We start from the raw sequence: 12,003 nt of genomic DNA on the forward strand, positions 1-12,003 counted from the left end.
TAATCTATTAGTTTTACACATAAGATAAACCAAGGTCGGAATTCAAAACCAGAATGCCGAGAACTCGCCGATGTTTCTTAGCCGAAACGTGATCAAATCAGCAGCTCCCGGCCATATAAGCCGGCCCATCCAATATTCAAAACCAGAATATTAGACAGCCTGCCGATGTTTCTTAGCCGAAACGTGATCAAATCAGCAGCTCCCGGCCATATAAGCCAGCCCATCTAATATTCAAAACCAGAATATTAGACAGCCTGCCAATGTTCCTTAGCGGAAACGTGATCAAATCAGCAGCTCCCGGCCATATAAGCCAGCCCATCTAATATTCAAAACCAGAATATTAGATGGGCTGGCTTATATTCTGGGATCTAACCGCTGATTTGATCACTCTCTTTAAATAAGATGCACACCCTTATCAACGTAAACCACGTCGCCGGTCATTCCAGTTGCCAGATCACTCATCAAAAAGGCAGCCACATTTCCGATTTCGGTTGTTGTAACGCTCTTTTGATCAACGGTTCTCGACTCCGATTCCTTTAACAATTCACCATGATGCTTAATGCCGGTAACTGCTAATGTCTTAACCGCACCCGCAGAAATTGCGTTTACTCGAATCCCATTCACCCCTAAATCTGAAGCTAAATAGCGAACGTTGGCTTCCAAGGCCGCTTTGGCAACACCCATCATATTGTAATTTGGAATGGCCCGAGTTGAACCAAAATAAGTCAAAGTTACAATACTTGAAGGGTCATTTAGGATTGGTTGTGCATAACGACTCACTGCAATCAATGAGTAGGCACTAATGTTTTGAGCCAAATCGTATCCTTCACGAGTAGTATGTACCAGCCCAGACGTCAATGTCTCACGGTCAGCATAAGCGATTGCATGAATCACACCATCAATTTTGCCATACTTATTACCAATCTCTTCGAATGCATTTTTAATGTTGTCATCATCAGCAACGTCACATTCTACTAATTCTGAATCTTCAGGAACAAATCGTTGTAAGCTCTTCTTAATTCGATCATTTTGATAAGTTAAAATAACCTTAGCGCCTTGATCAATAATTGCCTGGGTACATCCCCAAGCAATACTGCGTTTATTTGCGACCCCCATGATCACAATTGTTTTTCCATCTAAAAAGCCACTCATTTAATTCGGCCTCCAAATAATTTTTCTTTTAAAAATTCCGGTAACGTTGCTCACGTTGGCGTAATAACTCGCCAATCGGTAAATTGGCCAGTTCATTAAACTGATTTGCCAGAAAGTCACGTAGTGGGCCTAAATTCTCACCAGAGTGGTATTCATGAATAATCTGATCAATAATACCATTTTCTTGTAACCATTCTGGTGTTAAATTTAAGGCTTCAGCTGCTTGCTGAACCTTTGATGAATCCTTCCACATGATGCTGGCATAGCCTTCAGGTGACAAAACGGAATAAATACTATCTTCAAACATAAATACTTTGTCGCCACAGGCAAGCGCAATCGCGCCACCACTACCACCTTCGCCAACAATGATACTAATGTAGGGTACCTTTAGTTGCATGCCCACTTGTAAGCACTTGGCAATTGCAGAGCCAATACCGTGATATTCAGCATCCACATCCGGCCAAGCGCCAGGCGTATTCACCAGCGCCAAAATCGGTCGATGGAATTTTTCCGCCTGTTGCATTAATCGAAGCGCTTTACGATAGCCTTCCGGTTCAGGGCTACCGAAATGACGCTTGATATTTTCTTCCGTATCAGCACCCTTACGAATCCCAACCACTGTAATCGGTACATCCTTTAACAATCCAATGCCACCGATTACTGCTTGATCATCGCCATCAGACCGATCTCCATGGAGTTCAAAAAAATCAGTTGTCAAACCACGAATGAGTTCATCCGTTGAAATTTTATGACTGTCACGGGCTGCCTGAACACGTTGATAAGCTGTTTTTTTAGCCATGACTAGCCTCCCTCTGATGCAGTCGCAATAATTGAGAGATTGTCTGCTTTAAATTGGTCCGCGGAACAATCGCATCGATAAAGCCGTGATCCAAAACAGTTTCAGCCCTTTGAAAATTCTTGGGTGGCTGCTTCATAATTGTTTGTTCAATGACTCGGCGACCAGCAAATCCAACCAAAGCATGAGATTCGGCTAAAATAATGTCGCCCTGCATTGCAAAACTGGCAGTAACGCCACCAGTCGTTGGATCACAAAGAACCACCAGATAAAACAGTCCGGCTTTGCTGTGAGCCTCAACAGCCTGGGACACCTTTGCCATTTGCATCAGTGACTTGATCCCTTCCTGCATCCGCGCACCACCAGAAGCCGTAAACATGACAACCGGCAACTTTTCAGTGGTTGCTTTTTCGAACAATCGAACAATTTTTTCACCAGTGGCACTTCCAAGACTACCCATGATAAAGAATGGGTCCATAATTCCGGCCACCACTTTTTGATGATCCAGTGACCCGATTCCAGTCAAGACACTTTCCTTAATTCCGGTTACCTTTTTTGCTTTTGCAATTTTACCCCGATACTTCTTATCGTCATATTGGTCGGGAACCGTTACGTCTGCATCCATTTCGTCAAAGGTATCAAACGTAATCTTAGCCCGCCTGCGAGCCGTAATTCGAAAACCAAATCCACAATTAGGGCAGGTTCGCTGCTTGCCCATTCTCATCGAAAAAAACGTTGTATGGCAAATTGGGCATTCTTTCATTAAGTTATCGGGGATTTTATCCATTCGCTTTTTTAATTCATCACGACTGGGCATTTTAAACCGACTTTGCAGCATTTAATCCCCTCCTACCAGCAAGAACATCATTTTCAATAAAACTAGTTGAGTAGGTTCCCTGTTTAAATCGATCAGATGTAACCAACTCATATAAAAAGGCTTGATTGGTTATGACACCAGTAATTTCAAGCTCGCTTAACACCCGTTTCATCTTCGCAATGACCGCATTCCGGTCATTTAAATGAACGATTAATTTAGCGATCATTGAATCATAAAAAGGTGAAATAAAACTGCCGTTGGTCACACCAGCATCAATTCGGACACCCAATGACCCATCAGGGAAAAATAAATGGGTAATTTTCCCGGGTTGAGGAGCAAAGTTGTTTTCGGGGTCTTCGGCATTTAATCGACACTCCAAAGCATGTCCCTTAACAGTCGCATCTGCTTGAACAAAGGGTAATACTTCATTAGCAGCAACGGCTAACTGCCCCTTTACCAGCTCAATGCCGGTAACTTCTTCGGTAATCGTATGTTCAACCTGAAGACGAGTATTCATTTCCATAAAGTAAAAATGGTGATCGTGATCCATCAGGAATTCGTAGGTCCCAGTATTTGTATAACCAAGTTTAAGCGTTGCCTTGGCAACAATTTCACCTAATTCCTGACGTTCTTCAGGAGAAATCAAAATACATGGACTTTCTTCAATTACCTTTTGATGATTTCGTTGCAGAGAACAATCACGTTCCGGTAAATAGACGACGTGGCCAAAATTATCCGCAATCACCTGCATTTCAACATGTTTGGCATCTCGGATTAGTTTTTCGACATACATACTATCATCACCAAATGATGCCTTGGCCTCACGTTGGCACTGCTCGAATGAATCACGAAGTTCTTCTGGTCGATCAACCTCACGGATACCTTTACCACCACCACCGGCAGCGGATTTCAATAAAACTGGGAAACCAATTTTTTCAGCAATCCGTTCAGCTTGATCAACTGAAGTGACATCACCCTCGCTACCAGGGATCACTGGAACGCCCGCGGACTTCATTGCCTCTCTGGCGTTAGCCTTGTCACCCATCAGTGAAATCAATTGATGGCTAGGACCAATGAATTGGATATGACAAGACTCACACATTTCCGCAAACTCAGCATTCTCAGAGAGAAACCCATACCCGGGATGAATGGCTTCACAACCAGTTAAAGTTGCGGCACTAATAATTTGGGCCATATTTAAATAAGAATCACTCGGCTGGGCACCGCCAATACAGATCGCCTCATCAGCTAAATGAACAAACAAGCTCTCCTTATCAGCACTGGAATAAACAGCAACTGCTTCAATATTCATGTCATGAAGTGCTCTGATAATTTGCACAGCAATTTCGCCACGATTTGCCACTAATACTTTTTTAAACATATGCTCACCTTCTTGTACTTAAAAACGTTTTGGAACGCCATTTGGATTCATTCCCGAAATGAGCCAGGTTTCTCATTCCACCGCAAATATCAGGTCGGCCTCACAAATCACTTGACCGTCTCGAATAATCGATCCGTGACCTAATCCAATGTTCATTTTGAGCTTTTTCATTTCCACTTCAAAGATTAACCGGTCGCCTGGTCGAAAATCATCTTGAAAAGTGGCGTTTTTTATGCCGCCAAAAAGCACATTTTTCCCTTGATATTTTGGTAATGACAGAATGGCAGCAACCCCAGTCTGAGCCATTGCCTCAATCATAATTGGCCGTGGGACAACTAACCGGTTAACCGGCTGGTTGGCAAAGAACCATTCATTAATGGAAATCAGTTTCACCGATCTTGCCTTAACACCTGCTTGAACATCCAAAAAGCGGTCAATCATTTCAAAAGGATAGCGTTGGGGAATCACATCATTTACGTTGGGTGTCATTATTATCTATCCCTTCTTAACTTGAAACAGTGGTTGATCATACTCAACCATACTGCCATCCTCAACCAAGATATTTGAAATTGTTCCTGAAACATCACTCTTAACTTCATTGATCATCTTCATTGCTTCAATAACGCAGACAACGTCCCCTTTTTCAACTTTATCGCCCTGCTTTTTAAAGGCAGGCTTATCGGGACTTGGCGCGAAATAGATAACACCTACCAGCGGTGCTTTAATTTCGGCGACATCAGCTGCCGAATTAACAGCTGGCGTTGTTGATTCATTCTGTGATTGTTTTGACGTCGGTTTAGGTGCGCTAACAGTGTCATTAGGTGTTGTTAATGTTGGCTCACCTACAACAACTTGGTCACCAGCCTCACGTTTACTCAATGCCAATTTAAAATCATCCTGTGTTAACTCAAAGTTTTTGAGTGATGATTTATCAAACTTATCTAATAACCGTTCAATTTCCTTCTCGTCCATAACTTTAATCACATCCCTTAAATGCAATTACAGCGTTGTGTCCTCCAAATCCAAATGAGTTACTGATTGCATAGTTAACAGTTGTTTTCTTATTGGTGTCATCAACTAAATCAACATCACATTCTTCATCTTGGTTAACAACACCCACATTTACCGGCATTTGGTTTCTTTGGATTGCGCCAATTGTTGCAACAGCCTCAATCGCACCGGCTGCGCCCAATGCGTGGCCAGTCATCCCTTTGGTACTGCTTACCTTAACATGATCATTCTTTGAGAAGACCGCATTGATTGCCTTGGATTCAGCGCTGTCATTGGCATGAGTACTTGTTCCGTGCGCGTTAATATAGTCAACATCAGTGGCATCAATTTCAGCCTCGTCAATGGCCATTTGCATTGCCCGTTTAGCTCCGGTTCCCTCTGGATCAGGCGCTGTCATATGGTAAGCATCACTAGTCGTTCCATAACCAACAATCTCAGCAAGAATCTTAGCGCCACGTGCTTTGGCATGGTCATAACTTTCCAAGACCAGGGTTCCAGAACCTTCACCCATTACAAAACCATTTCGGTCTTTATCAAACGGAATTGACGCTTTCATTGGATCTTCGGTCTTCGATAATGCCGTAATTGCAGCAAATCCTGAAATACCAATTTCATTTACTGAAGCTTCAGTTCCGCCTGCAATCATTGCCTCAGCTTTTCCTTCTTTAATATATTCAAAGGCATTGCCAATTGCATTAGTCCCTGACGAACAGGCAGTCACAATAGCTTGACTGGTGTTACGGGCTTTGAAGGCAATTGAAATATCACCGGCAGCCATATTAACAATGGAATTAGGCACAAAGAGAGGTGATACCCGCTTAGGTCCTTTGTCGTGCATTTTGATGACTTGCTCTTGAATGGTCGTCAAACCACCAATTCCTGAACCATAAATAACGCCTAGTTCCTCTGGTTTGATATTGTCTTCATTCAAGCCAGCCATTTCCATCGCTTCGTGAGCACTATATAGCGCGTAATTGACAAACAGATCATTTCGCTTTGCGGTTTTTCGGTCCAAGCGCTTCATTGCGTCAAAGTCCTTGACTTCACCGGCAACAGAAATTCCAGTTGCTTCTGCATCAAATTTGGTAATCTTATTAATGCCAACCTTCGAATTTAATAAGTTGGTCAGAAAACTATCAACATCATTTCCGAGTGGGGTAACGGCACCCATTCCAGTAACAACGACTCTGTTCATGAATTTGTCTCCTTTAGCAATTAAATTGTTAATCCACCATCAACTGTGATGACTTGACCTGTTAAATAACCATTATGCACCAAGAACGAAACTGCGTCGGCAATTTCATCCGGTCGGCCAAATCGTTTCAACGGAATTTGATCAGTGAATTCTTTTTGACGACGTTCGCTCATTTTTCCAGTCATATCGGTTTCAATCATTCCCGGAGCAACAGCATTACAACGAATATTACGTAAAGCTCCTTCACGAGCGGCTGTTTTTGTCAAACCGACTAGTCCAGCTTTACTAGCGGAATAATTAGCCTGCCCAATATTACCATGCAAGCCTGAAATACTGGAAATGTTGACAATGACACCAGAACGACTCTTTTGCATTGACTTCATTGCAAACTTGGTCATGTTAAACGCGCCAATTAAATTTGTGTCAATAACTGCCTTAAAATCCGACAGCTTAGTGCGGCTCAATAATTTGTCGCGGTTAATGCCCGCATTGTTTACTAAAACATCAATTTGACCATACTTTTCCAGCAAACTGTCAATCATTGCTTGGGCATCATCTTCGTTGGCCACGTCGCCAACCAAATTATCAAAAGTAACTCCCTGATCACTTAATTGCTGCTTCACATCATCATCTAAAGCATGGTGCGTATTTAAAACAACTGTCATACCATCTTTTGAAAGCCTTTTGGCAATCGCTAACCCGATCCCCTTTGCGGCACCGGTTACTAAAGCAATTTGTTTTGCTTCACTCATTATTTCACCAACTTTACATTTGATCTGACATCATTCAATGTCTTAACACTATCAATATGTAGTGTGTCAACAGTTGATAATGACTTTGCAAACTTCATCAACGTATCACCCGGACCGATTTCAATCATCGTATCACTGCCCAAATTGACTAAGGCTTTGAGGCAATCAATAAAATGGGTCGGATTAACCAACTGGTCAACCAGCGTCTGTTTCATATTGGCAACATCAAATTGGGTCATTGTTGTATTACTAATAACAGGAAACTTAAACTCATGAAAGTCAACGGTTTGAATTCGATCAGCTAATAAATCACTTGCTTCTTGCATAAACGGAGTATGAGAAGCAACCGTCATTTTTAACGGAACAACCCGCTTAATCCCATGTTCATGAAGATAAGTGGTTGCTGCGTCCAAACCGGCCTGTGTACCCCCGATAACAATCTGCGAATCGGTATTAAAATTAGCTGGGTAAATATCACCTGCTTGAGCACCAACCCGGCAGGCTTCACGGACTAAATCAGCGTTTGCCTTAAGAACAGCTGCCATTTTACCCGGATGATCTTTTCCTGCTTTATCCATATAGCGAGAACGATCACGAACCAGCTTTAGCGCATCAGCAAACTGAACACCACGAGCAGCTATAATTGCGCTATATTCGCCAAGGCTTAATCCAGCAGCGCCCACTGGTGATCCGAATTCTTTTTCAAGAATCCGAAAAATACCGGTACTCATTGCGACAATGGCGACCTGGACATTATTGGGATCATCCATAACCTCTGATTTACTCAAATCCATATTAAGTGCGGCAGAAGCTTCCTCAATGGTTTGACGATAAATTACCTCTTGTTGGTAAAGGTCCTGCCCCATCTCGGGAAATTGTTTTCCCTGACCGCTAAATAAATAACTTAATCTCAAAGTATCAACCTACTTAGTTTGTTGTTTAAGAACGTAATCTACCAAATCACCAACAGTTTCCATACCTTCGTCAGTTTCAATTTCGATATCATAAGTATCTTCAATTTTGTCAACAACTTCGAAGATATCCAAACTGTCAAGATCAAGATCATTCTTAAAATTAGTGTCTTCTTTAATTTTGTCTGCATCAACATCCAATTGGTCCACGATAATATCCTTTACCTTGTTAAATACTTCTTCTTTAGTCATCATTAATTTCCTCCAATATAGTTGTTTGTTTTTAATTTGATTAATTAATTTTCTATGAGCAATATCGTTAATAAGTCAGTAACATGGTTCCAACTGTTAAGCCACCACCGAAGCCACTTAACGCAATTGTATCGCCACGTTTGATAATGTTGTGTTTTACTAGCTGATCCAACAAAATCGGTTCGCTGGCAGCAGCGGTATTCCCAAATTCACCGATGTTAACCGGAAATTTGGTCATTGGCAGCTCGAGTTCATCCGCAATCCGCTCGACAATTCGAACGTTCGCTTGATGAAGGACATAGTGGTCAACATCTGTCGGTGCTAATTTAACCACCGATAATGCATGGTTAATCGAATCGGGAACATTCTTAACCGCGAATTGATAAACACGCCGACCATTCATCTTAAAGAACGGCTTGAATGGTTGGTGATCTGATGAAAATGGTGATGGCTGACCAGTCTTACCAGCCGTTAAATAGCCACCAAGACTGCCAAGGGTTGTCATACTATCTGCAAGATATGACCCATCAGCAGTTGTCTCGTTCGTAACCAAAACCCCACCGGCACCATCACCAAACAAAACGGCAGTGGATCGATCAGACCAATCCAAAAGCTTACTTAACGTTTCACCACCAATTAAAATGGCATTCTTTTTATGATCTGCCATCAGCATTTGCCGAATTAGCTTCAATCCATAAACAAACCCTGAGCAGGCTGCATCAATATCAAACGCCATCGCCTTAGTAGCACCAATGTTTCCTTGCACAGTTGCACTGGTAGAAGGTGTTAAATAATCAGGTGACATGGTTGCAACAACGATCAAATCAATATCGTCAGGCTGCAGTTCACTTTGAGCAAGTAGTTGCTGAGCAACGCTGGTACAAAGTGAGCTCGTGGTTTCAGTAACGGCAATATGCCGCCGCTTAATGCCCGTTCGCTTAACGATCCACTCATCAGAGGTGTCCATCATCGTTGAAAGTTCATGATTATCAACAACTCGCTCAGGCACTTGACTCGCCGTAGCTACTATTTTGAAATCTTCAAATTTCATTTTGATGAAACCTCGTCAATAAATTTCTCAACGTTAACCAATGCCTGTCGCATCTTTCGAATATCGGATCCGTCAAATCCCTTTAAGCAACTTTCAACCAACTGGCGATGAAACGCATAGTGGGCGCGATAAAGCAATCTGCCCTTACTCGTCAGCCCAAGGTTGATAATCCGACGGTCCTGTTGGTTAATCATTCGAATGATGTAGCCTTTTTTCTCAAGGTTATTAAGATTGGCAGTTAACGTCCCTTTACTTAACTTCAAAACACGTGATACTTCTGAAGTTGTTTTCCGATCATGAAGGCCAATTGTATGAATAAGATGCAATTCTTTTGCAGTGATGTCCTTAAATTGACTCTTTCGAATTTCACTCTCTTCAATTCGCATTATCTGATCATAAATATCTATCAAAGCCTCACTTATGAAATTGTAATCATCTTTAATTTCATCACTCGTCGAATTCATTCATTAAATCTCCTCATTCACTCTCGGTCTAAATCTTTTTATCTGGATTTGGAACAATGAACGTTAAGTCGGCGGAACAAGCCACTTTGTCTTCAACTTTGGCAGCGCATTTAACTTTGCCCATGTTGTCACGCTGTTTTTCCATTTCAACATGTAGCTTCAAAACATCACCCGGACGAACAACTTTTCTGAATTTGGCATTGTCAATGGCACCAAGGTAAGCTGTCTTGCCACGATATTTTTCCGTCTTGAGAATTAAAATCGAAGCTGCTTGAGCAAGCGACTCGATAATTAATACGCCCGGCATAACTGGATTCCCAGGAAAATGGCCTTGGAAAAATTCCTCGTTAATTGTGACGTTTTTGGTACAAACGATCGATTCACCCGGATTTAATTCATCGACTTTATCCATAAACAAAATTGGATATCGATTGGGAATTAGATCCATAATTTCAGCTGCATCTAATACACTCATTGCTTTCTTCCTTTCGGTTGCAAAACTGATCAAGTATCACGCCAGATTAATTCGACTTTCGAACTAAATTGTCAAAAAATTTGGTTGATTTCACTTCATCCATGTCCAAATTTTGAACATCCCACATCATAACCTAAAATAGTTTGAAATTCAAACTATTTTGGTTAATGGCGTAATAACCGATAAAACAAAGAATAGAAAAACGCCAAAATAACGGCGTTTTTCAAGATCAAAACTTTTTTATGAAGATTTTATGAAGACCACTCAAGAATTTAATTACAATTCATTCTTTCTAACACAACTCATATATTCTGAATTACTTTTTCTGTTCATTAGAATTTGCCTGGCTGACATCAGAATGCCCGGTATTATCCCATAAAGTCTTTGTCACTGGAATATTCGCCAAGTCGGTTAAGTTGCTGGGCAACACCACCGTATTATTCTGACCATCAGCTAAGTTTTTGACCGCCTGAATCCCTAAGTATTGAATCAAGCGGTCATTTAACTCACTATCATTAATTGATTGATTAACCAATCCAATTTGTTTAGCTTGCGCGGTAGCAACCGTCGTAATTCGATTTGCCTCAGCCTCGGCTGCAATCTTAACTTGTTGCGCTTGTGCTTTGGCATCAATTTCAATTTGTTGAGCGCGACCTTGGGCAACGGCGATGGTTTGCTGCTTTTGTCCCTCGGCCTCAGTAATCATCGCTTCTTTATTTCGACTAGCAGTAATTAATTTATTCATTGATTCTTGAACTTCAGTACTTGGTGTAATTTCACCAATATTAATTCGGTCAACCACAACGCCGTAATTTTCTGAAATATCACGAACCTCTTTAAATAGGTTATTGTTGATCGTATTCGTCCCGTTAAGAACATCGTTAAGATCCATGCCACCGATAATTCCCCGTAAAATTGACTGGCAATCCAGAATGACGCTCTCTTCAGAATTCTCATTTTTATACACGTAGGCTTCAACGTCGCTGACATGATATTTCAATGACACTTCAGCTTTAATCATAGCATTCTCTTTGGTAATCACTTCAAACGGCTTCATCTGCAACGGCGTTTGCCGCAGAGAAACCGTTTGGCGAACACGATAAACAACTGGAAAAACAATATGTAATCCTGGTTGAAGCGATTTAACATAATTACCAAACCGTTCCATCACTTTCACTTCACCAGAGTGAACAATCACGACCATACTTAATAGTGCCACAATCAAGACAATCAACACCAACACCGTGATAACTGTTGCGAGCATATCCAACATCTTCCTTTCATAAATCATCATTAAATGATGCAGCTGAAATTAATCTAAGGATCAGCAAAGATGCACAATCCTCACAGGTCTTGAAAATTGAGGACATTATCCGCATCGATAGGGATGCCACTAATTTCCCTTGCCAGTAACCGGCTCCCAACGACCTTTTCAACTCGAGCAAATTTTGAATCTTTTAATTTCCCGGTAATCGTATAACTAAACGGCATCCCATCGATTTGAGCAAATCCTGTCTTTTGAGCCGGAACCGGAATCAGCCGACCGACCAGCTGCTGATTTAACGATTCATTAATATTGGTCATTAAAACATTTCACATCCTTTCTAATCTATGTACCTTAGGTTACCAGATTTTTCGTTATGTTTCACCGTTAGAATGACCAAATGACCACTAAGTTAAAAAGATTAAGAGATGATTTTGATCACTAACCACTTTTTCACATCTCTCATTAGAATCTCAATCAAG

General features: G+C 41.4%; 15 protein-coding genes. All 15 read right to left on the bottom strand.

Annotated features, from left to right (window positions below; translation table 11 throughout):
• Positions 1-393: 393 nt before the first annotated feature.
• Positions 394-1,152, bottom strand: a complete 759-nt coding sequence (fabI, locus tag FC85_RS14055; protein ID WP_056973839.1) for an enoyl-ACP reductase FabI — start codon at positions 1,150-1,152, stop codon at positions 394-396.
• A 28-nt stretch (positions 1,153-1,180) separates the two neighbouring features.
• Positions 1,181-1,951, bottom strand: a complete 771-nt coding sequence (accA, locus tag FC85_RS14060; protein WP_057866146.1) for a carboxyltransferase subunit alpha — start codon at positions 1,949-1,951, stop codon at positions 1,181-1,183.
• Positions 1,944-2,786, bottom strand: a complete 843-nt coding sequence (locus FC85_RS14065) for an acetyl-CoA carboxylase carboxyltransferase subunit beta (RefSeq protein ID WP_057866147.1) — start codon at positions 2,784-2,786, stop codon at positions 1,944-1,946. The genes accA and FC85_RS14065 overlap by 8 nt, the downstream gene beginning before the upstream one ends.
• Positions 2,767-4,146: an acetyl-CoA carboxylase biotin carboxylase subunit gene (locus FC85_RS14070; RefSeq protein WP_057866148.1), complete on the bottom strand. Its 1,380-nt coding sequence runs from the start codon at positions 4,144-4,146 to the stop codon at positions 2,767-2,769. The genes FC85_RS14065 and FC85_RS14070 overlap by 20 nt, the downstream gene beginning before the upstream one ends.
• Before the next feature lie 72 nt (positions 4,147-4,218).
• A complete protein-coding gene (locus FC85_RS14075) occupies positions 4,219-4,635 on the bottom strand; it encodes a 3-hydroxyacyl-ACP dehydratase FabZ family protein (protein WP_057866149.1) in 417 nt (138 codons plus the stop codon).
• Between the two features lie 6 nt (positions 4,636-4,641).
• A complete protein-coding gene (accB, locus tag FC85_RS14080; protein WP_056973865.1) occupies positions 4,642-5,118 on the bottom strand; it encodes an acetyl-CoA carboxylase biotin carboxyl carrier protein in 477 nt (158 codons plus the stop codon).
• A gap of 4 nt (positions 5,119-5,122) precedes the next feature.
• Complete coding sequence (gene fabF, locus FC85_RS14085; RefSeq protein WP_057866150.1) at positions 5,123-6,352, bottom strand: beta-ketoacyl-ACP synthase II; 1,230 nt, start codon at positions 6,350-6,352, stop codon at positions 5,123-5,125.
• Between the two features lie 20 nt (positions 6,353-6,372).
• Positions 6,373-7,104: a 3-oxoacyl-[acyl-carrier-protein] reductase gene (gene fabG / locus FC85_RS14090; protein ID WP_057866151.1), complete on the bottom strand. Its 732-nt coding sequence runs from the start codon at positions 7,102-7,104 to the stop codon at positions 6,373-6,375.
• Positions 7,104-8,018: an ACP S-malonyltransferase gene (locus FC85_RS14095; protein WP_056986344.1), complete on the bottom strand. Its 915-nt coding sequence runs from the start codon at positions 8,016-8,018 to the stop codon at positions 7,104-7,106. The genes fabG and FC85_RS14095 overlap by 1 nt, the downstream gene beginning before the upstream one ends.
• A gap of 9 nt (positions 8,019-8,027) precedes the next feature.
• Positions 8,028-8,267: an acyl carrier protein gene (locus FC85_RS14100; protein WP_057866183.1), complete on the bottom strand. Its 240-nt coding sequence runs from the start codon at positions 8,265-8,267 to the stop codon at positions 8,028-8,030.
• 67 nt (positions 8,268-8,334) lie between these two features.
• Positions 8,335-9,318 (bottom strand): beta-ketoacyl-ACP synthase III, encoded by a 984-nt coding sequence (locus FC85_RS14105; protein ID WP_057866152.1) that lies wholly within the window; start codon positions 9,316-9,318, stop codon positions 8,335-8,337.
• On the bottom strand, positions 9,315-9,782 hold the full coding sequence (locus tag FC85_RS14110) for a MarR family winged helix-turn-helix transcriptional regulator (RefSeq protein ID WP_057866153.1): 468 nt from the start codon (positions 9,780-9,782) through the stop codon (positions 9,315-9,317). The genes FC85_RS14105 and FC85_RS14110 overlap by 4 nt, the downstream gene beginning before the upstream one ends.
• Before the next feature lie 28 nt (positions 9,783-9,810).
• Positions 9,811-10,257, bottom strand: a complete 447-nt coding sequence (fabZ, locus tag FC85_RS14115) for a 3-hydroxyacyl-ACP dehydratase FabZ (RefSeq protein WP_057866154.1) — start codon at positions 10,255-10,257, stop codon at positions 9,811-9,813.
• A gap of 316 nt (positions 10,258-10,573) precedes the next feature.
• Positions 10,574-11,527: an SPFH domain-containing protein gene (locus FC85_RS14120; protein WP_186825077.1), complete on the bottom strand. Its 954-nt coding sequence runs from the start codon at positions 11,525-11,527 to the stop codon at positions 10,574-10,576.
• A gap of 74 nt (positions 11,528-11,601) precedes the next feature.
• On the bottom strand, positions 11,602-11,841 hold the full coding sequence (locus tag FC85_RS14125) for a hypothetical protein (RefSeq protein ID WP_057866156.1): 240 nt from the start codon (positions 11,839-11,841) through the stop codon (positions 11,602-11,604).
• Positions 11,842-12,003: the final 162 nt, after the last annotated feature.

This window comes from Lentilactobacillus diolivorans DSM 14421, assembly GCF_001434255.1.
Taxonomy (GTDB): domain Bacteria; phylum Bacillota; class Bacilli; order Lactobacillales; family Lactobacillaceae; genus Lentilactobacillus; species Lentilactobacillus diolivorans.